Annotated in this window: 19 protein-coding genes and 3 pseudogenes; 11 read left to right on the forward strand and 11 right to left on the reverse strand. The window is 64.7% G+C overall.

All coding sequences use genetic code 11. The features are described from left to right. The first annotated feature begins 60 nt into the window (after positions 1-60). The gene (locus tag FFS13_RS06455) at positions 61-945 is read left to right on the forward strand and encodes a neutral zinc metallopeptidase (RefSeq protein ID WP_137818276.1); all 885 of its coding nucleotides are present in this window, start codon (positions 61-63) and stop codon (positions 943-945) included. Positions 946-976: 31 nt separating this feature from the next. On the opposite strand, the gene FFS13_RS06460 is transcribed toward FFS13_RS06455, so the two are convergent. From FFS13_RS06460 to FFS13_RS06475, 4 genes are read right to left on the reverse strand one after another with little or no spacing between them, the layout of a single operon-like run. Further along, entirely contained in the window at positions 977-1567 is a 591-nt protein-coding gene (locus FFS13_RS06460) for an HAD family hydrolase (protein WP_137818277.1), read from the reverse strand. Next, entirely contained in the window at positions 1564-2433 is an 870-nt protein-coding gene (gene tesB / locus FFS13_RS06465) for an acyl-CoA thioesterase II (protein WP_137818278.1), read from the reverse strand. The genes FFS13_RS06460 and tesB overlap by 4 nt, the downstream gene beginning before the upstream one ends. Before the next feature lie 41 nt (positions 2434-2474). After that, entirely contained in the window at positions 2475-4076 is a 1602-nt protein-coding gene (locus tag FFS13_RS06470; protein WP_137818279.1) for a SagB/ThcOx family dehydrogenase, read from the reverse strand. Further along, on the reverse strand, positions 4073-4231 hold the full coding sequence (locus FFS13_RS06475) for a hypothetical protein (RefSeq protein WP_178084164.1): 159 nt from the start codon (positions 4229-4231) through the stop codon (positions 4073-4075). The genes FFS13_RS06470 and FFS13_RS06475 overlap by 4 nt, the downstream gene beginning before the upstream one ends. Before the next feature lie 69 nt (positions 4232-4300). Here FFS13_RS06475 and FFS13_RS06480 point away from each other — a divergent pair, with 69 nt between their 5' ends. From FFS13_RS06480 to FFS13_RS06490, 3 genes are all read left to right on the forward strand, one after another. Then, positions 4301-5215 carry a histone deacetylase gene (locus FFS13_RS06480; protein ID WP_137818280.1) on the forward strand — a complete coding sequence of 305 codons (915 nt, stop codon included), beginning with the start codon at positions 4301-4303 and terminating at the stop codon, positions 5213-5215. A 345-nt stretch (positions 5216-5560) separates the two neighbouring features. Further along, on the forward strand, positions 5561-8686 hold the full coding sequence (locus FFS13_RS06485) for a bifunctional diguanylate cyclase/phosphodiesterase (protein ID WP_218568599.1): 3126 nt from the start codon (positions 5561-5563) through the stop codon (positions 8684-8686). A gap of 237 nt (positions 8687-8923) precedes the next feature. Beyond that, positions 8924-10165: a TIGR03862 family flavoprotein gene (locus tag FFS13_RS06490; RefSeq protein ID WP_137818281.1), complete on the forward strand. Its 1242-nt coding sequence runs from the start codon at positions 8924-8926 to the stop codon at positions 10163-10165. A gap of 28 nt (positions 10166-10193) precedes the next feature. Here the strand turns inward: FFS13_RS06490 and FFS13_RS20015 are convergent. The 4 genes and pseudogenes from FFS13_RS20015 to FFS13_RS06510 form a co-directional block, all read right to left on the reverse strand. After that, positions 10194-10383: pseudogene (locus tag FFS13_RS20015) on the reverse strand (aldehyde dehydrogenase family protein); the annotation flags it as partial. 20 nt (positions 10384-10403) lie between these two features. After that, the gene (locus FFS13_RS06500) at positions 10404-11735 is read right to left on the reverse strand and encodes a DEAD/DEAH box helicase (RefSeq protein WP_137818282.1); all 1332 of its coding nucleotides are present in this window, start codon (positions 11733-11735) and stop codon (positions 10404-10406) included. A gap of 126 nt (positions 11736-11861) precedes the next feature. After that, a complete protein-coding gene (locus FFS13_RS06505) occupies positions 11862-12476 on the reverse strand; it encodes a PolC-type DNA polymerase III (RefSeq protein WP_137818283.1) in 615 nt (204 codons plus the stop codon). Between the two features lie 45 nt (positions 12477-12521). Beyond that, positions 12522-13001 carry an NYN domain-containing protein gene (locus tag FFS13_RS06510; protein WP_137818284.1) on the reverse strand — a complete coding sequence of 160 codons (480 nt, stop codon included), beginning with the start codon at positions 12999-13001 and terminating at the stop codon, positions 12522-12524. A gap of 191 nt (positions 13002-13192) precedes the next feature. On the opposite strand from FFS13_RS06510, the gene FFS13_RS06515 reads away from it, so the two are divergent. After that, on the forward strand, positions 13193-13855 hold the full coding sequence (locus tag FFS13_RS06515; protein ID WP_137818285.1) for a YciC family protein: 663 nt from the start codon (positions 13193-13195) through the stop codon (positions 13853-13855). 96 nt (positions 13856-13951) lie between these two features. Here FFS13_RS06515 and FFS13_RS06520 read toward each other — a convergent pair whose 3' ends face one another. Both FFS13_RS06520 and FFS13_RS06525 read right to left on the reverse strand, forming a co-directional pair. Continuing rightward, the gene (locus FFS13_RS06520) at positions 13952-14797 is read right to left on the reverse strand and encodes an SDR family oxidoreductase (RefSeq protein WP_137818286.1); all 846 of its coding nucleotides are present in this window, start codon (positions 14795-14797) and stop codon (positions 13952-13954) included. A 52-nt stretch (positions 14798-14849) separates the two neighbouring features. Further along, the gene (locus tag FFS13_RS06525) at positions 14850-15092 is read right to left on the reverse strand and encodes a CDGSH iron-sulfur domain-containing protein (RefSeq protein ID WP_137818287.1); all 243 of its coding nucleotides are present in this window, start codon (positions 15090-15092) and stop codon (positions 14850-14852) included. A 107-nt stretch (positions 15093-15199) separates the two neighbouring features. On the opposite strand from FFS13_RS06525, the gene FFS13_RS06530 reads away from it, so the two are divergent. Further along, entirely contained in the window at positions 15200-16294 is a 1095-nt protein-coding gene (locus FFS13_RS06530; RefSeq protein WP_137818288.1) for an endonuclease/exonuclease/phosphatase family protein, read from the forward strand. A 26-nt stretch (positions 16295-16320) separates the two neighbouring features. Here the strand turns inward: FFS13_RS06530 and hrpB are convergent, their stop codons facing one another. Then, positions 16321-18882 (reverse strand): ATP-dependent helicase HrpB, encoded by a 2562-nt coding sequence (gene hrpB, locus FFS13_RS06535; protein ID WP_137818289.1) that lies wholly within the window; start codon positions 18880-18882, stop codon positions 16321-16323. Between the two features lie 170 nt (positions 18883-19052). On the opposite strand from hrpB, the gene FFS13_RS06540 reads away from it, so the two are divergent. The 5 genes and pseudogenes from FFS13_RS06540 to FFS13_RS20340 all read left to right on the forward strand — a co-directional run. Further along, positions 19053-19472, forward strand: coding sequence for a polyribonucleotide nucleotidyltransferase (locus tag FFS13_RS06540; protein ID WP_137818290.1), 420 nt, complete (start codon positions 19053-19055; stop codon positions 19470-19472). A 108-nt stretch (positions 19473-19580) separates the two neighbouring features. Next, the gene (locus FFS13_RS06545) at positions 19581-20111 is read left to right on the forward strand and encodes a DinB family protein (protein WP_137818291.1); all 531 of its coding nucleotides are present in this window, start codon (positions 19581-19583) and stop codon (positions 20109-20111) included. Further along, positions 20108-21013: a cation diffusion facilitator family transporter gene (locus tag FFS13_RS06550; protein ID WP_137818292.1), complete on the forward strand. Its 906-nt coding sequence runs from the start codon at positions 20108-20110 to the stop codon at positions 21011-21013. Before FFS13_RS06545 ends, FFS13_RS06550 begins: the two co-directional genes overlap by 4 nt. 417 nt (positions 21014-21430) lie before the next feature. Further along, positions 21431-21739: pseudogene (locus FFS13_RS06555) on the forward strand (Lrp/AsnC family transcriptional regulator); the annotation flags it as partial. Positions 21740-22151: 412 nt separating this feature from the next. Continuing rightward, positions 22152-22268 (forward strand): annotated as a pseudogene (locus FFS13_RS20340) (IS1595 family transposase); the annotation flags it as partial. Positions 22269-22390: the final 122 nt, after the last annotated feature.

A 22390-nucleotide genomic window follows, 5' to 3' on the forward strand; every position in this document is an offset into this window, starting at 1 on the left:
TCTACCAGCAGCGACACTCAAGCCCCAAGCCTTAGCCCCAAGAAACAGGAGGACACCGCTATGCTCTGGAAAAAAGCCCGCCGCAGCGACAATGTGCTGGACGCCCGCGACAGTGGCGGCGGAGGCGGCATGCGCATCGGTGGCGGCAAGGGCCTGAGCCTCGGAGCGGTCGCCATCATCGTGGTGATCGGCCTGCTGACCGACCAAGACCCGTTGCAGATCTTCGGTCAACTGGCCGACCAGGCCGGCGTCTCGACCAGCTCCGTCAGCCCGCAAACCGGCCGCCCGCCCGCCACTAACGACGAACAGTCTGAATTCGTCCGCGCCGTACTCGGCGATACCGAAGACACCTGGCGGGCGATCTTTCAGCAGGCCGGCAAGCACTACCAGGACCCGACCCTGGTGCTGTTTCGCGGTGGCGTGAACTCGGCCTGCGGCTTCGCCTCATCGGCAACCGGGCCGTTCTACTGCCCCGGCGACCGCCAGCTGTACCTCGACCTCGAGTTCTTCCGCGAAATGGCCCAGCGCTTTGCCGCCGCCGGCGATTTCGCCCAGGCCTACGTGATCGCCCACGAGGTGGGCCACCATGTGCAGACCCTGCTCGGCGTCTCCGCGCAGGTGAATGCCGCGCGCCAGCGCGGGGAAAAGCTCGAAGGCGAGAATGGCTTATTGGTGCGCCAGGAGCTGCAGGCCGATTGCCTGGCCGGCGTCTGGGCCCACCATGCGCAACAGCGGCTGGACTGGCTGGAGCCCGGCGACCTGGAAGAAGCCCTGCGCGCCGCCAATGCCATTGGCGATGACCGCCTGCAAACACAAGCGCGCGGCCAGGTAGTCCCCGACTCCTTCACCCACGGCACCTCGGCGCAGCGCGTGCGCTGGTTCAGCACCGGGTTCGAGAAAGGCCAGGTCAACAGCTGCAATACCTTTAAGACGGCAAGGCTTTAAACCTATCTCCCCTCTCTCCGGGAGAGGGGAACTACAGCAGCATTCGCCGCAACTCTGCGCAATCGCGCGCAAAGCCATCGGTCAGTTCTGGCCAGGGGTTTTCCGGTAGGTTGACCAATACCCCGTAGGCACCCGCCGCACGCGCGCAATCGAGATCGAAGCGGTAGTCGCCGACCATCACCAGCGCGTTCGCGGCGATGCCCCATCGTGCAGCCAACTGCAGCAGGCCGCCGGGATGCGGTTTCGGCGGCGCTTCGCCACGGCCGATAACATCGACGCTGGCGAAACACTCACCGAGGCCGATGGCCGCCAGCGTCAACAACGCCAGTTCGTGGGCATTGCGCGTGAGGATGCCGAGCCGGCAGTCGCGCGCGTGCAGCTCGCGCACCAGGGCGATGGCCCCGGGCGCGGGCTGGGCGGCGAGCGCCAGCTCGCGTTCATGGGCCAACAGCCAGGCATGCTTGGCCGCCGCCTCATCCTCGGGCAACGCCGCCAGGTGCTGGAGGATGTCAGCCGCCGCCGGGATGGCCAGCTCACGGCGGATGGCGTCGAAGTCGTGCACCGCCAGCGTCAGGGTGCCGTCCATGTCGAAGACCCAGTGCCGCGCTTCACTCAGCCTCACTTCCAATCCTCACGCACCCGCGTCAGCCCCTCTTGCGCCACCGAGGCCACCAACTGGCCGGCGCGGTTGAAGATGCTGCCGCGCGAGAAACCACGGGCATTGCCCGACCAGGGGCTATCCATGGCGTACAGCAGCCAGTCGTCGATGCGCAGGTCGTGATGGAACCAGATCGAGTGATCGAGGCTGGCGACCTGCATGAACTTCTGGAACACCGAGACGCCGTGCGGCTGCATCGAGGTGGTCAGCAGGTTGAAGTCCGAGGCGTAGCCCAACAGGTATTTATGCAGCTGGCGCTCATCCGGCAGGTTGCCGTCGGCGCGGAACCAGACATATTTCACCGGTTCACAAACCTCGGGATCGAAGGGGTTGACCTGGGTCACCGGGCGAATTTCGATCGGCTTGGCGCTGATCGCCCGCTCACGCATGGGCTCCGGGATAGTCGCCGCAGACAAGCGTGCCAGCTCGGTTTCCGTCTTGAAGTTTTCCGGCCCTGGCACATCGGGCATCTGCAGCTGATGGTGCAAGCCTTCTTCGTCGTACTGAAAGGAGGCGCTGCAGGTGAAAATCGGCTTGCCCTTCTGGATCGCCGTCACCCGGCGGGTGCTGAAGCTGCCGCCATCGCGCACCCGATCGACTTGATAGACCACCGGCAGGCTGGCATCGCCCGGACGTAAAAAATAACCGTGCAGTGAGTGCACATGGCGCGCCTCTTCTACCGTCTGGCTCGCGGCGGAGACGCACTGGCCAAGCACCTGGCCACCATAAAGTTGACGGAAACCGAGATCCTGGCTGATGCCGCGAAACAGGTTTTCCTCGATCTGCTCCAGGCTCAGCAAGGCCACTAGATCATCGAGTAGTTGGCTCATCGGATTTTCCTCATCAGGCACTCATTCATTCGGGTACGGCTTCATTCAGGCACTGGGCGGCGCAAAGTCGGGTAAGCCGGCAGCGAACTCAACCGCTCGTCCCACACCGCGCGCCCCAGGGTGAAATGGTAAAGGCTTTGCCAGCGGCTGTCGGCAAGCCCGAGCAATTCATGCACCGCCGGATCGAAATAACAGCCAATGCCGGTACCGGACAAGCCCGCGGCCTCGGCTTCGAGGTAGAGCAACTGACCGATCTGGCCACACTCCCAGTACAGCCGTGGATAGTGCCAGGCGCCGCTGGCCAGGGCCTGGTCGAAACGCGCCAGCATCGCCAGGGCGACACAACCCTCGCCGGCGATCGCCTGGCCGCAGGAGAGAAATTCGGCCAAGCCACGGGCATCGCCGGCGAGCAAACGATACAGCGGCAGCTCGACGTCCACCCGCTGCCAGAGGAAGTCCTCGCGCAGCGTTTGCGCCTGCCCGTCACACCGCGCCAACCAGTACAGGCCCGGCGTCAGCCCCTGTACGCGATGGACAAACAGCAGCAGATCGACCTGGGTTGGCTCGCCCGTCACGGCAAAAGGCACCGGTGAATGGCTCGGCATCAGCCGCCGCAACCAGGCCAACAACAGCTCGGCATGAATGCCACTCTTGCCGTCCATGGCCTGCGCACTGCGGCGCCGATGCAGCAACGGGCGCAGCGCCAGGCCGGGATTATCCGCCAGCGCCCGCCCGGTTTCCGCCAGCCAAGGTTGGGTCGGCAAGGCCGGCGCCCGGCAGAGCTGTTGCACCCGCGCCAACTCCGGCCAGTCGAGGGAGTGGCGAGACAGGCGATTGGGCGTGCCCGCCAGCGGCAAGGCGGCGAGGTGGTCTAGTAGCGCGTCGGGCAAGCGCGGCTCAACCGTCTGCGCGGGGCCGATCCACAGCAGCGCATCCACCGCTTCCGGCTCGCAGAAGCCCTCACGATCCAGCCCAAACAGCGCATCCAACTGCGCCTCGGCGGTGCCGCGCAGCACCTTCACCTGCCAGCCCAAGGGGCTGGCGGCGATGGCCAGGCACGCCAGGGCATGGCCAAGGTCATGCTGGCAATAGCGATAGGCGCGCTCGCCGTATTTCCAGGCCTCGCGCCAGGGGATGCTGGCCAGCGCCAGGAGGAAACCACCGGCGGGCAATGCCTGCGCCAGTTGCGCCGCCAAAGGCGCCGGAAGCTGCGCGCGCACTTCCAGGGCATGGGCATCGGCACTGTAATGGGCGAGCACGCCGTCTTGCTCCAGCGCCCCTGGCGGCAGCAATAGATAGGCCTCGGTCGGATGCAGGTTGCCGCTCGAGGGATTGACCCGCAGCGCCCAGCGGCTGCCGCCGGCCTCCTTCCAGGCCGACAGCCCGAGGCTGTCATACAGCAGCTGCGACAGGCTGGCCCGATTGAGCGGCGCCACGTCCCTCAGCGGCCCGGCGAACACCGCGTCATAGGCCGGCGACTCTTGCAGTGGGCGATGCAGCAGCTCGATCAGCCGCGCCCCGGCATAGCGTCGAAACGCCGCCGGCTGGGTGGCCCAGTCCAGTTGCCCCGGCCCCGGCGCGTAGCGGTCGGGCCTGTGCATGCTGAGTTGGTGATAGGCGCGCACGCCATCCTGCGGGGTCATGAGCGCGGCTCCAGCCATCGCGTACGGCTCAGGCCTGTGGGGAAAGACTCCATCACCAGGGGATCGGCGCTCAGCGTGGCAAGGGGTTGCAGATCCGCGTCGCGCCGGACCCGCAACAACAGGCGGGGACTTTCCAGTTCGATCGATTCGGCCATGAGGCACCGCTTGAGAGGTTGGAATAGGCGCCGCCATACTGTCGGCACTCTTTCGTCGAGCCCTATTGTATGCGTCTGCCCCTCGTCTACCACGACGACTACAGCCCGCCCTTTCCGGCCAACCATCGTTTCCCGATGGAGAAGTTCCGCCTGCTGCGCGATCACCTGGTGGACAGCGGCTTGACCTGCGACGTCAACCTGCTGCGCCCCGAACTCTGCCCTCCCGAGGTGCTCGCCCTGGCCCATGACCCGGCCTATATCGAGCGTTTCCTAAGCGGTTCACTCAGCCGCGAGGAACAACGCCGCCTCGGCCTGCCCTGGAGTCCAGCCCTGGCGCGGCGCACCGTGCGCGCCGTGGGTGGCTCGCTGTTGGCCGCAGAACTGGCGCTCAAGCATGGCCTGGCCTGCCACCTGGCCGGCGGCACTCACCATGCCCATTACGATCACCCGGCCGGCTTCTGCATCTTCAACGACCTGGCGGTGATCAGCCGTTACCTGCTGGCCGCAGGCCGGGTCAGCCGCGTATTGATCTTCGATTGCGACGTGCATCAGGGCGACGGCACCGCGCGCATCCTCGCCGATACGCCGGAGGCGATCACCGTCTCCCTGCACTGCGAAAAGAACTTCCCCGCACGCAAAGCCGACAGCGACTGGGATATCCCGCTGCCGATGGGGATGGGCGACGCCGATTACCTGCGGGTGGTCGAGGATGCGCTGAACTACCTGCTACCGCTCTACCAGCCGGACCTCGTGCTCTATGACGCCGGGGTGGACGTGCACCAGGACGACGCCCTGGGCTACCTCAAACTGACCGACCAAGGCCTGGCCGCACGGGATGAACTGGTGATACGTCAGTGTCTGGGCCGGGATATTCCGCTGGTAGGCTTGATCGGTGGCGGCTATGACCCAGACCGCGCAGCACTGGCCAGGCGCCACGGAATCTTGCATCACAGCGCGCAAAGGGTTTGGCAAAGCCTGATGTAGGGTTACAGGGCTGAGTCCGACAATACCAGCAGCGCCTGCATTCAACGCATAAGTTCCGCGTTCATCGATGGTTTGCGCCGCCCATGAATGACGGCTAGCTGTCGGTTCCAGACGGCCATGGGGCGTTCTAACTTGCTGAGCGCTAGACAGCTACTAACCTGTTTACTGACATTCAGCCACTCCTTGATTCTGCCGGAGGCTCCCAAGCCAATTACTTAACGCAGCCCGCCAGGCATGAGCGACGGATACTCATGCTGCGCCCTGCAATTGAATCGGCGCCATACTCCCCGCGCGCCGGTTGACTCTTTATCTCGATGTGCATAGCGCTCAGAAGGAATGGACGCAATGGCAACTTCTAAGAGCAACCTATCCCGGTTCTCGCGCTACCTCTGGCTGACGCTGGGCATGTTCGTCGTCTTCGCCGCAGCCTTTGTCGTTTATGTCCGCTCAGAAAAGCAGATTGATCGCGCCAATGAGTCGCGGCAACAGTCGTTCCTGCTGGCGGACGAATTGCGCCAGTCGTCTGATGACCTGACCCGTATGGTTCGCACCTATGTGGTGACCGGCGACCCCATCTACAAGCAGCACTATCAGGAAATCCTCGACATCCGCGATGGCAAGAAGCTCCGTCCGCTCGACTACCACAACCTCTACTGGGATCTCGTGCTGGCCGACGACCCGCGGCCGCGCCCGCAGGGACCGGCGATCCCCTTGCTGGAGTTGATGCAGCGGGCCGGCTTCAGCGAAGCAGAATTCGCCAAGCTAGCGCAGGCCAAGGCCAATGCGGATGCGCTCACGCGCACCGAATTGGCCGCGATGGAACTGTTCGAATCGACAAACCCGCCGACCGAGGCCAACCGCGCGGCGGCGATCCGGATGTTGCATGACGCGACCTACCAGCAAGCCAAGGCCGCCCTCATGCGGCCGATCAGCCAGTTTCACCGTATGGCGGCCCCGCGAACGCTGGCGGCCGCGCATACCAGCGAAGCCGATGCCACACCAATGCGTCTGGCGTTCGTGCTGTTTGGCTTGCTGCTGCCCCCCCTGCTCTGGAGCGCGCGGCGGAACTTGAATGCAGTTTTGGGCGGCACGCTAAATGAACTGCATACGCATATTGCCCGGTTTGGCAGCGGAAACTTCTCATCCGCCATCCAGGTCGCCGAAGGCAGGGAAAACAGCGTGCTGGGCTGGTTGTCGGAAATGCAGATCAAGCTGACCCGGATCGACGCGCAGCGCAAAGACGCCGAAGCGAGAAATCAACGCTTGAGCGCGCTTTACGCCGCTTTGAGCCAGTGCCACCAGGCCATCGCCTGCTGCACCAGCGAGGCGGAACTGTTGGCGCACGTCTGCCGCGTTATCGTCGACTTCGGCGAGATGAAGATGGCGTGGATAGGTGTGCTGGACGGCAATAGCCAACAGATCAAGCCGATTGCCGCCTTTGGCAGTGGCACGGAATATCTGCAAGGACTGCAGATCTCAGTGGCTGCCGATGGCCCTTACGGGCGCGACCCGGCGGGCACGGCGTTCCGCGAGCAGCAGCCGTTCTGGTGTCAGGATTTCCGGCATGACCCTGCCACCGCCGCGGGGCATGAGCGCAGTGCGCAGTTCGGTTGGGGGGCTTGCGCTGCGCTGCCGCTGCAGCGTAATGGCGTGGTCATCGGGGTCTTCACCCTGTATTCCTCCGCGGTCAACGCCTTCGACGAAGCCGTGCGCAACCTGCTGGTGGAAATAGCGCTGAACCTCGACTACGCGCTGAACAGCTTCGCGCGTGAGGCGCAGCGTGAGCAGCGTGAGGAGGCGCTACGGGAAAGCGAACAGCGCTTGCGCACCGTGATCGAGACCGATCCGGAATGCATCAAGATCATTAACAACAAAGGTGAATTGCTGGAGATGAACGCTGCGGGCCTGGGCATGCTAGAAGTCGATTCTCTGGAGCAGTTGCAACAGCTCGATCTGCTGGAGTTTATTGTTGCCGAATACCGCGATGCCTTTAACGCCCTGCACCAGCGTGTATTCACTGGCGAAAGTGGCACTCTGGAGTTCGAAGTCAAAGGCCTTAGGGGCACCCAGCGCTGGCTCGAAACCCATGCCGCACCACTGCGTGATGTGAACGGCAAGATCTCGACGCTGCTGGCCGTCACCCGCGACATCACGGTGCGCAAGCAGGCCGAGTTACGGATTCAGCACCTGGCGCATTTCGACGCGCTCACCGGACTACCTAACCGCGCCCACCTGGACGACCGAGCCAAATCTGCCATCGGTTTGGCGCAGCGCAGCCAAGGGCCGGTGGCCCTGATGTTCCTCGACGTCGACCACTTCAAGGACATTAACGACACGCTCGGCCACAGTATTGGCGATGCTTTGTTGGTCGAACTGGCGCAACGGCTGCGCTCGACGTTACGCAAGGAAGACACAGTGTCGCGCTTGGGCGGCGATGAATTCATCTTATTGTTGAACGGCATCGATGCCAGTGGCGCCGCCCATGTAGCGCAGAAGCTGCTGAATGTCATCGCAGCCCCCTGCCGGATAGAGCAGCATGATCTGAATGTCACCGGCTCGATCGGCATCGCCCTTTATCCGAGTGACGGCACCGATCTGGAAACCCTGTCGAAAAATGCCGATGCCGCCATGTATCGCGTCAAGCAGGAAGGCCGTCACGGCTACCGTTTCTTTACGGCGGAAATGCAGGTTCATTCGGCGCGCCATTTGCAACTGGCCAATGCGCTGCACCAGGCGCTGGAACACGACCAACTACAGGTGCACTATCAGCCACAGGTCTCCATGCGGGACGGGCGCATCGTTGGGGCGGAAGCCCTGCTGCGCTGGACGCATCCAGAACTGGGCTCGGTCTCGCCGGCGGAATTCATTCCCGCCGCGGAAGACAGCGGGCTGATCCTGCCGATCGGGGAATGGGTGCTGAGGCACGCGGCGCGGCAGGCAAAACTCTGGATGCAGGAGGGTCTTGCCCCGCTGGTCATGGCGGTAAATCTCTCCGCGGTGCAGTTCCGCCATCCCGACCTGCCCAATCTGGTCACGCGCATCCTCGACGAAGAGGGCTTAGCGCCGGAGTATCTGGAGCTGGAGCTGACCGAGGGCGTAGCGATGCACGACCCGCAAGGCGCCATCGCCATGATGAACAAGCTGCACGAGCGCGGCGTGCGCATGTCGATCGACGATTTCGGCACCGGCTATTCCTCGCTGAGCCACCTGAAGAAATTCAAGGTGTACAAACTCAAGATCGACCAGTCCTTCGTGCGCGACATCAGCACCGATCCGGAAGACAAGGCCATAGTCGCTGCCATCATCAACATGGCGAAGAGCCTTGGACTGCAAACCATCGCCGAGGGCGTGGAAACGGCGGGACAACTGGCGTTCCTGCGCGAACAGGGTTGCGATGAGATGCAGGGCTATTACTTTAGCAAACCACTGTCGGCCGCCCAGTTCGCGGTGTTTGCTCGATCAAAGGTCTAATAGACCAGCCTATTTTCATTGGCTGTTTCGTGCTCCTGGGCAGCGCGGCAGCCTGGATTTCCGCCGGCTGTTGCATCAATGAGGCAGGACAGGTGCGGCCTCTGCGAATGACCGGGGCGAATGCGGGCATAAGCGCAGGCCCGGTTGCTGCACTCGAGCCACAGGCGGCAGTGAAGCCTACAGACGCCGGCCCTCGGGTAGAATGCACCCTCCCCCGCAACGATTGCCGCCCCGCCCATGACCGACTCAGCCAGCACCGCTCCCCACCAGGTCGCCATCATCGGCGGCGGCCCCGCCGGGTTGATGGCGGCGGAAGTCTTGAGCCAAGCCGGCATTCGAGTCGATCTCTACGACGCCATGCCCTCGGTGGGACGCAAGTTTCTGCTGGCTGGGGTCGGCGGGATGAATATCACCCATTCGGAGCCGAAGCCGGCGTTCCTCTCCCGCTACGGCACGCGCCGCACACAGCTCGAGCCGCTGCTGGACAAGTTCGGCGCCGATAGGTTGTGCGCCTGGATTCATGGCCTGGGGATCGAGACCTTCGTCGGCTCGTCCGGCCGGGTATTTCCCACCGATATGAAGGCCGCGCCCTTGCTGCGGGCCTGGCTCAAGCGCCTGCGCGAGCACGGCGTGAACCTTCATACCCGCCGGCGCTGGCTGGGCTGGAACGAGCAAGGTGAGCTGCGCATCGCCGGCCCCGAAGGCGAACAAGCCATCCAGGCCGACGCCGTGCTCCTGGCCCTGGGCGGCGGCAGCTGGGCGCGGCTGGGTTCCGATGGCGCCTGGGTGCCCTTGCTGGCGCAGCGCGGCGTGCAGTTGGCGCCCTTGCAGCCGAGCAATTGCGGCTTCGAAGTCGCGGGTTGGAGCCCGTTGTTTCTGGAAAAATTCGCCGGCGCACCGGTCAAATCTACGGCCATTCGCCTGGACCAGGAAGCAGCGCGCCTCGGTGAGTTCGTGGTCACCGCCCAGGGCGTCGAGGGCAGCCTGATCTATGCGCTGTCCGCGCGGATTCGCGAGCGGATAGCTGCCGAGGGCAGCGCGACGATTTATCTCGACCTGCTGCCGCAGAAAACCCAGCCGCAGGTCGAGGCGCTGTTGCGCAAGCCGCGCGGCAGCAAATCGCTGAGCAACCACCTGCGCGGCCAGCTCGGCCTCGACGGCGTGCGGGCCGGGCTGTTGCGCGAACTCACCAATGCCGCGACCTTCGCCGACCCCGCCCTGCTCGCAGCAAAGATCAAGGCGCTACCGCTGACCCTGGTGCAAACCCGCCCGCTGGACGAGGCGATCAGCAGCGCCGGCGGCGTGCCCTTCGAAGAACTGGACGAGCGCCTGATGCTGCGGCGACTGCCCGGGGTGTTCTGCGCCGGCGAAATGCTCGACTGGGAGGCGCCCACCGGCGGCTATTTGCTCACCGCCTGCTTCGCCAGCGGACGGGTCGCCGGGCACGGCATGCTGGAGTGGCTGCGGCAGCACGGCTGAGCAGCGCGCCGAACAGCTGAGCGCCAGCCCCCGCCGGCAGGTCGCTCTTGTCGGCTGCCGCGGCCAGCAGTTCCGGCGCCGTCAGCTCCGAGGGTTTCAACGCCACAGTGGACCCGCAGCCGGCACCGCTGCGACTTTCCACGAGGCCATCAACAATGGCTGGTTCCACGGGATGATTGCCCCGCTACCCCAACCGACTCACGGCGGATCCGGCAGCGGGTAACCTTAGCCAGCCGACTCAGGGCTTCTTCTTTCTCGGCCCGGTATTGAAGCTCGGCACCTTGCGCACGGCTTTCACCGGGGGCTCGGCCGGCTCGTCGCTTTCCAGCCATTTGCCCAAGGTTTTCTTGCCGCCACCACCGACCACTTTCGGCTTTTTCGGCTTCTTCGGTTTTTTCAGCACTTGGCCGCTCGGGTCGGTCATCGGTACCCGATGCTCGGGCTCGAAGTCCTGTTCCTCGATGCGTTGCAGGGTCTGCCGGGTCAGGGTCTCGATGGCCGAGAGCAGTTGCACCTCATCGGCGCAGACCAGCGAGATCGCCTGGCCGCTGGCGCCGGCGCGGCCGGTGCGGCCGATGCGGTGGATGTAGTCCTCGGCGACGATCGGCAGGTCGAAGTTGACCACCAGCGGCAGGTCGTCGATATCCAGCCCGCGCGCGGCGACGTCGGTGGCCACCAGGATCTGGACTTCGCGGTTCTTGAAGCGATCCAGCGCGCGCTGGCGGGTCGCCTGGGGCTTGTCGCCGTGGATGCCGTCGGCGCTGACGCCTTGCTGTTGCAGCAGCTCGCTGAGCTGGTCGACACCGTTACGGGTCTTGGCGAACACCAACACCTGACTCCAGCGCTGCTTCTTCAACAGGTGGCTGAACAGCTCGGGCTTGCGCTTCTTGTCCACCGGAATCACCCACTGCTTGACGCTGTTGGCGGCGACGTTGCGCGGGCTGACTTCGAGGCTCAGCGGGTTATCCAGGGTCTGCCCGGCGAGGCTGCGGATCGCGTCGGAGAAGGTCGCGGAAAACAGCAGGGTCTGGCGCTTCTTCGGCAGCGCGGCGTAGATGTCGCGCAGCTCCTCGGAGAAACCGAGGTCGAGCATGCGGTCGGCCTCGTCCAGCACCAGGGTTTGCAGTTGGGAGAATTTCACCGCGTTCTGCCGATAGAGGTCGAGCAACCGGCCGGGTGTGGCCACCAGCACGTCGATGCCCCTGCGCAGTTTCATCATCTGCGGGTTGATGCTGACGCCGCCGTACACCGCATAGGTGCTGAGCGGCAGGTGTTGGCCGTAGACCCGGAAGCTCTCGTGCACCTGCTCGGCCAGCTCGCGGGTCGGCACCAGCACCAGCGCGCGCACCGAGTTGCTGGCGACTTGCGGGCCTTCCAGGGTCAGGCGTTGCAGCAGCGGCAGGGCGAAGCCGGCGGTCTTGCCGGTGCCGGTCTGCGCCGCCGCCATCAGGTCGCGCCCGGCCAGCACCGCCGGAATCGCCTGGGTTTGTACCGGCGTGGGGGTTTGGTAGTCGAGGGCTTCGAGAGCGCGCAACAGGGGTTCGATCAGGCCAAGGGAGGCGAAAGTCATGACGGTAACCAGGGCGTTTCAGGGAAGGCCGCAGTTTACCCTGTCCGCCGTGCCGAGAAGCGATTGTCTGCGGCTGGGCGCGCATCGGCAAAACGCAAAACCCTACGAAGAACTGCAAACTCGTCATTAAAGGCCTGCGCGGGCGTTTCTGAGGGCTTCGCCGATCTTCGCCGCGGGTACTTTCTGCAGTTTGCACAGCAGGCCGTGGGAGACCCGGCTGATGCCATGGCTATGGCGTAACTGGTCGGCCAGGTAGAGGGTCAGGTTGGCCGCCATTTCCGCATCGGCCAACGCCCGGTGGGCCTTGCCGGTGACCGGCAGTTTGGCCCAACTGTTCAGCGTGCCGAGTTTGTGATTCGGCGCCTGCGGCAATAGCCGCCGTGCCAGCAGCATGGAACAGGCGAAGGTCTGCGGCCGGCTGCGCTGGATCAGCGCCAGCTCGGCATCCCAGAACTTCTGGTCGAACGAGGCGTTGTGCGCCAGCAGCGGCGTGCTGCCGACAAAGTCCGCCACCTCACGCATCACCTGCGCGGCCGGTGGCGCGTCCCGCAGCATGCTGTTGCTGATGCCGGTAAGGTTCTCGATAAAGGCCGGCACCCAGACCCCCGCGTTCATCAGGCTCTGATAGCGCTCGACTATCCGTCCGTCCTCCAGGATCACCGCGGCGATCTCGGTGGCGCGGCAGTTCTGCCCGGGGGAAATACCGGTGGTTTCAAAGTCGATTACGGCAATGCGTTCCAACGTCGGTTCGTCTCGTTTGGGTGAAGAATAAGTACGGCGTTCGGCTTAGCTTTTCAGCAGCAGCGCACCTTCGATCGGCACATAACGGCTGGCGGCGCGGATCAGCGATTGCGCGGTCAGCCCCGGTACGCCGTAGGCCGTGGCCTCGACGCCATAGCTGCGCCTGATCTTGTCCAGCAGCAGGTCGAAATCACCGTCGCCGGAGGCCAGCACCACCTCATCGACGCGCGGCGCGGCATCCAGAATATCGATGCAGATGCCGACATCCCAATCGCCCTTGGCCGAGCCGTCGCTGCGCTGGATGAAGGGTTTCAGCTTCACGGTAAAACCGAGGTTGCGCAGGATCCGCTGGAACTGCTGCTGCTTGGCGTCGCCGCGGTCGATGGCGTAGGCGTAGGCCTCGACTATCTGCCCGCGCTGGCTGATGTCCGCCCATAACGCGGCATAGTTGAAGTGGCATCCATGGGCCTGGCGCACGGTGTAATAGAGGTTCTGTACATCGGCGAATACGGCGATTCTCTTCACCGGTAATCCTCTTGGCGCGGGTCGCGCTGTGGCTGACAACTGCGACTTAAAGCTACAGTCAACGCCCAGTATGCCAGCCCCAGCGCAAGGGCTGCGAATATGCCGCGAGTTACAGCTCGACATAAGCCAGAGTTTGGAGCCTTGGCAGCCATCGGCTAGAGTGGAGCCCTGTTTTTTGCAGCGATAACTCGATGAACCCGCTCCCGATTCTGCGCGACTCCTGGTACTTCTTCAGCCGCAACTTGGCGGCCATCGCCCTGCTCTGCCTGCCGCTGATCGTGCTCGAAGGCTTGACCCAGCTGGCCGTCACCGCCTGGAGCGGGAGCGCGGCGTCGCCCGCCTATGGCCTGTTGGTCGGCCTGCTGTTCTACCCGCTCTACACGGCGGCGCTGATCCTCTTTCTCGATGCCCGTAGCCGCGGCCTGCAACCACGCACGGCAGATCTGCTGGCCATGGCGCTGCGCCTGTGGCCGAGCTTCGCCGTGCTGGCGGCCCTGAGCACCTTGCTGGTCATGCTCGGCGTTTCACTCTTCGTGCTGCCGGGGCTGTGGGTGATGATCAAGCTGGCCTTCGCCGAGTACCTGCTGGTGCTGCGCGGGCTGACCCCGCTGGCGGCCCTGCGCGAGAGTTTTCAACTGACCACTGGGCATTTCTGGCGGATTCTGTTGTGCCTCCTCAGCGTGATGCTGCCGCTCTGGCTGCTCGACTGGCTGAGCTTCCCGACGGCGGACCAGCAGCCGGATGCGCTGCTGTCATTCGTACTGGATTGCACCAATGGCTTCCTCCAGCTATTCGCCAGCGTGGTGCTGTTTCGCCTGTTTATGCTGGTCAGCCAGAAGCCGGCAGACGCTTGAATTCGGGCTAGGCTGGTAGGGGCGGATTTTCCACGGAGGATCCCCCCATGGCAGACGCCAACCTCAGCAGCCTGAGTAGCAGTAAGCCGCGGCGCATCAGCCGCGCCGAGCGGACTTGGGTTTAAGCCCGGACAGGCGCGGCAGCAGGACCCGCTCGAATAGCCGCGGGAAGAAACGCGCCAGCAGCCGCGCGCGCCAGTCGACATTCGACAACACCAACAAACGCCGGCGCTTCAGCGCGCCCTGGTAGATCGCCTCGGCGACCTCCTGGGTCGAAGCCACCTTGCCCATCGCCAGCGGCGGCTGGTGGGCGCTCGAGTCGTCGCCGACCAAGGCGTTCTTGCGCAGGTCGGTGGCGGTAAAGCCGGGGCAGACCAGCATCACATTCACCCCCGAGCCTTTGAGCTCATAGCGCAAGGTCTCGAACAGCCCATGCAGCGCCTGTTTGCTGGCGTTGTAGGCGCTGCGATAGAGCAAGGGGGCGAAGCCGGACAGTGAGCTGAGGACGATGATCTGCCCACGCCGGTCGATCAGGCTGGCCAGGGCCGCCTTGGTGCAATGCAGCGCGCCGAAGTAGTTGACCGCCATCACCCGCTGGAACACCGCCAGCTCGGTCTCGGCAAAGGTGCTGCGGTGGGTGATGCCGGCGTTGTTGACCAGCACGTCGATGCCGCCGAAGTGCTCGAGCGCCTGGGCTACGGCGTGCTGCACGGCGGTGGCATCCGCCACGTCGCAGCGCAGGCCGAGGGCCTCGGCGTTATGCTGCTCGGCCAGGTGCCGCACCAGGCTCTCCAGCTCGGTTTTGTCCAGGTCGAGAATCGCCAAACGCGCGCCCGCCTGCGCCAGCCGCTCGGCCAGCGCTCGGCCAATCCCCGCGCAGCCGCCGCTGATCAGCACCACCTTGCGGTCGAACACCTGGCTAGCGAATACCTTGCGATACATGGGCATCTCCCTGGAACTACGGTGGCGGCGCCGAATGCCGCGCGACAGGCGGCTAGGTCAAGGTTCGATGGGTGCCGTCGCAACAGGGCGGCGACTGGCTGTGCTTGCAGCCGCAGAAGTACAGGGTCTCGCTCTGCTCGGCATGGTATTTCAGCGGGTGGATGCCGCTGCCCTTGTGCGTACCGTCGCAGAACGGTTGCTTGGCACTGCGCCCGCAACGACACCAGAAATAATCCAGCCCAGCCACCACCTCGACCTCATAAGGGCCGCGCTGGGCAATCACCACATCAGTCATGAGCCGCTCCTCATCAGGGGCGCCCGGCATTCAGATCTGCGCCCTAGGCGAGCGCTCGGGTATGCTCGCGTCTGTTCAGCATAGTCCACGCCCATTTGGCTCAGCCCATGACCCTGCCCCCGTTCCTGCGCCTCACCCTGCTTAGTTTGCTGGCCCTCGGCGGCGCCCTGTTTGCCTTGGTCTACGCCCTGACCTGGCACCCGGCCGCCCGCGAGCCGGCGCCGCTGGCCTGCTCCGCCCAGGCACGGACGTTGCAGCCCGGCCAGGCGCTGAAGGTGATGACCTGGAACCTGCAATACCTGGCCGGCAAGCGCTATGTGTTCTGGTACGACCTGGCCGACGGCAGCGGCCCGGATACCCGGCCGACCGCGGCGGACCTGGCCTATAGCCTCGATGAAGTAGTGCGCGTGCTGCGCGACGAACAACCGGACATAGTGCTGCTGCAAGAACTGCACGAAAACACCAAGACCACGGATTACCAAGATCAGCTTGGGCTGCTGCGGGAGCGTCTGGCCGACCTCTATCCGTGCAGCACCCAGGCCTTCTACTGGAAGGCCGCCTTCGTGCCCCATCCGCAGATTCGCGGCAGCGTCGGCATGAAGCTCGCCACCTTGAGCCGTTACCAGATCGCCCGGGCCGAGCGCCTGCAGCTGCCGCTGATTCCAGCCGACCCGCTGACTCGTCAATTCAACCTGAAACGCGCCCTGCTGGTGAGCTACCTGCCGATCCGCGAGGGGGGTCGACTGGCGGTGATCAACACGCACCTGGATGCCTTCGCCCAAGGCGACGACACCCTGCAGCGGCAAATCGCCATGAGCGCCGGCCTGCTCGAGCAGTTAAGCGCCGCCGGCACGCCCTGGGTCATCGGCGGCGACTTCAACCTGCTGCCGCCCGGGCAATATCAACACCTGGCCGAACGGCAACGCCATTGGTACGCCGCCGATAGCGAACTCAAGGTGTTATGGGACAAGTACCAAATGATCCCCAGCATCGCCGAGGCCAGCGGCGCCGGGCAGGCGGCCTGGTACACCCACTTCCCCAACGACCCGAGTGTCAACGGCCCGGACCGGACCCTCGATTACCTGTTCCACAGCCCGCAACTGGTGCGTCTCAGCGCCAGGGTGCGCCAGTCCGATACCCAGCGGATCTCCGATCACTTGCCGCTGATCGCGCGCTTTTTGTTGCCGGATAAACAACCGTAAACATCGGTGCGCACAGCGGTTGGCGGTTAACGCCGCGGCTTGACCCGTGCGGTGGGCTCGGCGATCAATGGGTCATCCGGCCAGTAGTGCTTGGGATAGCGGCCTTTGAGATCCTTTTTCACCTCGGCATAGGTGCTGCGCCAGAAGTTCGCCAGGTCCTGGGTCACCTGCACCGGCCTGCGGGCGGGCGAGAGCAGGTGCAGTTTGACCAGTTGCCGGCCGCCGGCGATCCGCGGGGTTTCGGCCAGGCCGAATAGCTCCTGCAAACGCACCGCCAACACCGGCGGCTCCTCGCTGTAATCCAGGCCGATACGCGAGCCGGACGGTACCTGCAGCGTGCGTGGCGCCCACTCATCGAGGCGCTGCGGCAACGGCCAGGGCAGCAGGCTCTGGAGAATCGCCGGCAGCTCCAGAGTGCCGAAATGGCTGAGCCGGCTGACCTTACCGAGGTACGGCTGCAGCCACTGCTCCAGACTCGCCAGCAGCGCCGCATCGGACACCTCGGGCCAGTCGCTGCTGTCCTGCTGCGCCAGGTCGAGCCGCCGCAGCAGCGCGACGCGGGCCTGCCACTGCCGCAGCTCCGGCGTCCATGGCAACAACTCCAGGCCTTTGCGCCGCACCAGGCCGAGCAAGGCGCGGCTGCGGGTGGCTTCGTCGAGCTTGCTCAACGGCTCACGGGCCAGCACCAACTCGCCGATCCGGCGCTGGCGTTCGGCCCGCAGCACGCCTTCGCGCTCGTCCCACTCCAGCTCTTCGCGGCTGCTCACCTGCTCACTCAAGACCGAGTCGAACAGCGCCGGATCGAGGTCGGCCGCCAGGTAGATCCGCTCTTCGCGCTGGCCCTGGCGGCTGCCGAGGTCGGCCACCACCAGCCAGGGCTGCTTCATCAACGCATCGGGCTCGGCGAACTGCGCGGCGCGACCATTGGCCAGCCGGTACTCGCCGCCACCGGCGCGGCGTTGCTGGGCCACCCGATCCGGATAGGCGAAGGCCAGCAAGGCCCCGAGCCAGCGCGGGTGCTCGGGATCGGCCAGCGGTTCAGTGGCTGCGCCGCGCAGATAGCCGCGAAACTGCCGCGCCAGCTGCCGCGCTCGCTGCACGCCGCCCTGGGCGCCCCGCGCCACCCGCTCGGCGCCGCTCAGCAAGGCCAGCCGGCTGTGCAGGTCGGCACCGCCGCCGCGCTGGATATCCCGCTCGCCGAGCAACGCGGCCAAATCGCACGCCAGACTGCCGAGCCCCAGCGTCTGCCCACGCAAGAGCAAATGGGCGATCCGTGGATGCGCCGGCAGTTCGGCCATGGCCTGGCCGTGGGCGGTCAGCACCCAACTACCGTCATCTTTCAGGCGCAAGGCACCGAGCCGGCCCAGTAACTCCTGGGCCTGGGCATAAGCCGCAGCCGGCGGCATATCCAGCCAGGCCAGCTCTCCGGGCTGCACGCCCCAGCGCGCCAGTTGCAGGGCCAGCCCGGCCAGGTCGGCCTGGAGAATTTCCGCGCTGCCGTGCGCCGCCAATTGCTCGTGCTGCGCCTGCGACCACAGCCGGTAACACACGCCCGGTTGCAGGCGACCGGCACGGCCGGCCCGTTGCGTGGCACTGGCGCGGGAGATGCGCTGGGTATCCAGGCGGGTCATGCCGCTGCCCGGATCGAAACGCGGCACCCGCGCCAAACCGGCATCCACCACCACCCGCACGCCGTCGATGGTCAGGCTGGTCTCGGCGATATTGGTCGCTAGCACCACCTTGCGGATACCCGTAGGCGCCGGCTCGATGGCGGCGCGTTGGGCGCTCAAATCCAACTCGCCGTGCAGCGGGCAGAGCCGAATCTCGCTACGCCCCCGCAAGGCGTCTGCAAGCTGCTCGTTGACCCGGCGGATTTCGGCCTGCCCGGGGAGGAACACCAGCACGCTGCCCGGCTCATCGGCCAGCGCCTGCAACACAGTCGCCACCACCCGCGGCTCAAGCCCGTCTTTTTCATAGGAGCCGCCCGGCTGAAACGGCCGCCCCCAGTGCGTCGCGACCGGGTACAGGCGCCCTTCGCTGCGCACCACCGGGGCGTTATCCAGTAACGCCGAGAGCCGCTCACTCTCCAGGGTGGCAGACATCAGCAGGACTTTCAGCGGCGGCTGGTCGCGCCCCGCTCCGTCACGAAAGATCGCGCGCCCATTCAGGCACAGCGCCAGGGCCAAGTCGGCGTCCAGGCTGCGCTCGTGGAATTCGTCGAAGATCACCAGCCCCACCCCGTCCAGCGCCGGGTCGTCCTGCAAGCGCCGGGCGAGTATGCCTTCGGTGACCACCTCGATACGGGTCCTGGGGCCGACTCTGCTCTCCAGGCGGATGCGGTAGCCGACCGTGGCACCGACCGCCTCCCCCAGCTCACTGGCCAGCCGCTCCGCCGCCGCCCGCGCCGCCAGCCGCCGCGGCTCAAGCATCAGGATCGACTGCCCGGCCAGCCACGGCTCGTCGAGCAACGCCAGCGGCACGCGGGTGGTCTTGCCGGCGCCGGGTGGCGCTTCCAGGACCGCCTCATGGCGCTCGGCCAGGGCCGCGCGCAAGGCCGGCAGTACCGCGTCTATGGGTAACGGGGTCATGGGCATGCCATCGGAGGTGTCCAGAGTAAAAAGTGGCGATTATAGCGGCGAACGGCCGGCCACTTGCCGTGGTCTTAGCGACGGCCGGCTTGATAGCGCGGCTCTCGCAACGGAGCGGCATTGCCACGGTCGGCTTGATATAGTTGTGCCATTACTTTCTGGAGGTGCTTATGCACATGCGGTTTCGTCTTATCGGCGGTGTTCTGGCCGTCACCCTGCTCACTCAACTGAGCGCTTGCGGCACGCTGTTTTTCCCTGATCGCCGCGGGCAGATCGAAGGCAAGATCGACCCGGTGGTCGCCGGCCTGAACGCCATCGGCATTCTCTTCTATGTGATTCCCGGCCTGATCGCCTTCGGCATCGACTTCGCCACCGGCGCCATCTACCTGCCGGAAGGCCAGAACGCACAGGTCGATCCACAACAGTTGCAAGAGACCATAGGCGCCGACGGCAAGATCGACAACGCCCAACTCAAGGCGCTGATCGAGCGCGAAACCGGCCACAGCCTGCCGCTCGACGACCCGCGCTTGATCCAGCATAAAGGCAGTATCGAGCAACTGGCCGCCTACGGCCTGCACCCGGCAGCCTGAGGTCACCGGTAGCAGCATCAACCGCGCTGGCCGGGTGTGCTGCACCGCAGCATAGAAACCGCCAGCCAGCGGTGGCTATACAAGGATTCCGCCCCGCAGGAGCAGCCCATGCCAAACGCAGTCACTTCCCCGCGCGCGCGCTTGCTCGCCAGCCAGCTGGAGCGTTTACTGGCGTACCACGGCTGGGCGTACAACCGCTTATTGGCCAGCCTGGAAGCCCTCGACGAGGACGGCTATCGGGCACCGTGCGGGCTGTTCTTCGGCAGTGTGCACGGCACCCTCAACCATCTGGCGGTGGCCGATCGCATCTGGCTGGCGCGCGTGCGCCGCGAACCGCCGCCCTTCACCCGTCTGGATGCCGAAGCCGTCAGCGAACGCAGTGCCTTGGCCGGCTTTCTCGCCGACGGCGTGCATGCCTGGCGAGCACTGCTCAGCGAACAGGATGACCAAAGCCTCGGCGTGCCGCTGGCCTATCAGAATATGCGCGGCGAGCCGCAACTGAAGCCGCTGGCGGATATCGTGTTGCACCTGGTCAACCATGGCACCCATCATCGCGGCCAGATCAGCGCGGCGCTGACGGCGTTCGGCCAACCGGCACCGGTACTGGATTACCTCTATTTCCTGCCGGAGACGCTATGAGCCGCAGCGCCGGACACGCCCGCCTGCTGCGCCAGGCAACCCTGGCCTCCTTGGCGGTGGCGAGCATTCTGATCCTGGCCAAGGGCGTGGCCTGGTGGTTGAGCGGTTCAGTCAGCCTGCTGGCCGGCCTGACCGACTCCTTGCTGGATGGTGCCGCCTCCCTGCTCAACCTGCTGGCCGTGCATTACGCGCTGCGCCCGGCGGACGACGATCACCGCTATGGTCACGGCAAGGCCGAGGCCCTGTCGGGCATGGCGCAGGCGTTGTTTATCGCGGTCAGCGCCGTGCTCGTCGCGATTCAGGCGGTCGAGCGCCTGCAACACCCGCAGCCCCTCGGCGCGCCCAGCCTGGGCATCGCCGTGATGCTGCTCGCGCTGGGGCTGACGGTTGCCCTGCTGCTGTTCCAACAGCGGGTGATCCGCCTCACCGGTTCCACCGCGATTCGCGCCGACTCCCTGCATTACCGTTCGGACTTGCTGCTCAACGGCAGCATTCTGCTGGCGCTGGCTCTCGCCTACTTCGGCTGGCAACAGCTGGATGCGCTGTTCGGCCTGGGCATCGCCGCCTACATCTTATGGAGCGCGGTGCGGATCGCCCGCGAGGCGATCGCGGTGCTGATGGATGAAGAACTGCCGGTGGATGTCAGCTCGCACATGCTCGAACTCGCCTGCAGCGTGCCCGGCGTGCTCGGTGCCCATGACCTGCGCACGCGGATCTCCGGTGCCCACTGGTTTGTGCAACTGCATCTGGAACTGCCGGGCACGCTGACCTTGACGGTCGCCCACGGCCTTTGCGAACAGGTCGAGCAGGCCATCCGCGCCGAATACCCGCGCGCCGAGGTGCTGGTCCACGCCGACCCGCAGAACGTACCAGCACAGCGAGCCGAGGCGGCCTCAGACTGACTCGCATCTTTAGTTGACGCTATCGCCTCGCCCTTCCCGTCAGACTTCCAGCACCTAGCGGTAACACTGCACAACCCGCAGCAACCCGCGCATTACCCGCAGACCACAAAAAGGGAGGTCAAATGACCTCCCTTGGGGAATTCGTCCGCTGCTGGCGATTGTGTCGCCGCTTTTCTCGCCCGCCTGGTTGGGCAGTGCGGACCCGGTGGCCGTTACGACCCGGTGGGATCGGCGGCTTCGACGCGCCTGATTGGGCGGGCCGGCTGGACTCTAGTGTCCGGGTCATTTAACTGAGGTAAAGCTTAGGCCTATTGGCACAGCAGCGGATTGCTAAGATTGCTCAATACCAGCTTGATTACGCAATTTTTCACTATTGAATAACTGTATATAGCAATTTACGCTACAAGAGTGGCCACCATAAACAAACTTGATCGTTACGACCTGAATATCCTGGCTGAACTGCAGCGCGACGCGCGCATCTCCAACCAGGAGCTGGCCGAACGCATCGGCCTCTCGCCCTCACCCTGTTCGCGGCGGGTCAAGCAACTGGAAGACGACGGCTACATCCTCCGCCAGGTGGCACTGCTGGATCGCAAGAAGCTCGGGCTGACGCTCACTGCCTATGTGCAGATCGGCATGGATAGGCACACGCCGGAGCGTTTCGAGCATTTCGAGTCGGTGATCAACCAATGCCCGGAAGTGCTCGAATGCAGCCTGGTGACCGGGCAGGCGCCGGCTACCGACCCGCTTGCCCCCTTCCTGCCCAGTACGCGGATTTTTCAATCCACTATGCATATGCTCAGCACTGCGCCGCTGTTCGTCTGACTGCGCTTCTCCGGCTTCTTCCTGCAGTTGGGGATTCTCGGCTGGAGGTTACTGAATTGGAGGGTGGACTACTCTAGTCCGCGCGCTTGGCGTTATGCCAAAAACTCGCACTGTGCAAAAAGTAAACACTTGTTGAGGGCGTGGTAAAGGTATGAGCTCAGGACCACTAGCCTAGTCGCCACGCATTGCCCCGTATCGCCACCATCCAATGAGTCTATTAGATCCTGCTTAGCAATGAAGCTCAGACTCCGCCAGCCTGAATAACTCTGCACATATGTAGTTATTTGAGCCGGTCTTATGGCGGATTGCAGCGATGGCAATGAACAAGATCCAGTTCCAGTGCAGCTTGTCGCTGACAGAACTTATGGGCTCTTATGGTACTGAGCCCCGGTGCGAAGCCGCGTTGATCGCAACACGCCGGCCTCAGGGCGATGATTATTTATTGTACAAACAGCGCCCTTCTTATCGAACATTTTTCAATAAAATCAAGTATTAGCATCGCCTCTTATCTCATCTAGAAAAAACGACAAAAAACCACCTAAACATGCCGTA

Source organism: Pseudomonas sp. 2FG (genome assembly GCF_005502935.1).
In the GTDB taxonomy this organism is placed as follows: domain Bacteria; phylum Pseudomonadota; class Gammaproteobacteria; order Pseudomonadales; family Pseudomonadaceae; genus Aquipseudomonas.

Bases quoted from the DNA above. Each gene is read 5' to 3' on its own strand.
- FFS13_RS06455 (WP_137818276.1), top strand. From the start codon at position 61: ATGCTCTGGAAAAAAGCCCGCCGCAGCGACAATGTGCTGGACGCCCGC.
- tesB (WP_137818278.1), bottom strand. From the start codon at position 2,433: ATGAGCCAACTACTCGATGATCTAGTGGCCTTGCTGAGCCTGGAGCAG.
- FFS13_RS06470 (WP_137818279.1), bottom strand. From the start codon at position 4,076: ATGACCCCGCAGGATGGCGTGCGCGCCTATCACCAACTCAGCATGCAC.
- FFS13_RS06475 (WP_178084164.1), bottom strand. From the start codon at position 4,231: ATGGCCGAATCGATCGAACTGGAAAGTCCCCGCCTGTTGTTGCGGGTC.
- FFS13_RS06480 (WP_137818280.1), top strand. From the start codon at position 4,301: ATGCGTCTGCCCCTCGTCTACCACGACGACTACAGCCCGCCCTTTCCG.
- FFS13_RS06485 (WP_218568599.1), top strand. From the start codon at position 5,561: ATGGCAACTTCTAAGAGCAACCTATCCCGGTTCTCGCGCTACCTCTGG.
- FFS13_RS06490 (WP_137818281.1), top strand. From the start codon at position 8,924: ATGACCGACTCAGCCAGCACCGCTCCCCACCAGGTCGCCATCATCGGC.
- FFS13_RS06500 (WP_137818282.1), bottom strand. From the start codon at position 11,735: ATGACTTTCGCCTCCCTTGGCCTGATCGAACCCCTGTTGCGCGCTCTC.
- FFS13_RS06515 (WP_137818285.1), top strand. From the start codon at position 13,193: ATGAACCCGCTCCCGATTCTGCGCGACTCCTGGTACTTCTTCAGCCGC.
- FFS13_RS06520 (WP_137818286.1), bottom strand. From the start codon at position 14,797: ATGTATCGCAAGGTATTCGCTAGCCAGGTGTTCGACCGCAAGGTGGTG.
- FFS13_RS06525 (WP_137818287.1), bottom strand. From the start codon at position 15,092: ATGACTGATGTGGTGATTGCCCAGCGCGGCCCTTATGAGGTCGAGGTG.
- FFS13_RS06530 (WP_137818288.1), top strand. From the start codon at position 15,200: ATGACCCTGCCCCCGTTCCTGCGCCTCACCCTGCTTAGTTTGCTGGCC.
- hrpB (WP_137818289.1), bottom strand. From the start codon at position 18,882: ATGACCCCGTTACCCATAGACGCGGTACTGCCGGCCTTGCGCGCGGCC.
- FFS13_RS06540 (WP_137818290.1), top strand. From the start codon at position 19,053: ATGCACATGCGGTTTCGTCTTATCGGCGGTGTTCTGGCCGTCACCCTG.
- FFS13_RS06545 (WP_137818291.1), top strand. From the start codon at position 19,581: ATGCCAAACGCAGTCACTTCCCCGCGCGCGCGCTTGCTCGCCAGCCAG.
- FFS13_RS06550 (WP_137818292.1), top strand. From the start codon at position 20,108: ATGAGCCGCAGCGCCGGACACGCCCGCCTGCTGCGCCAGGCAACCCTG.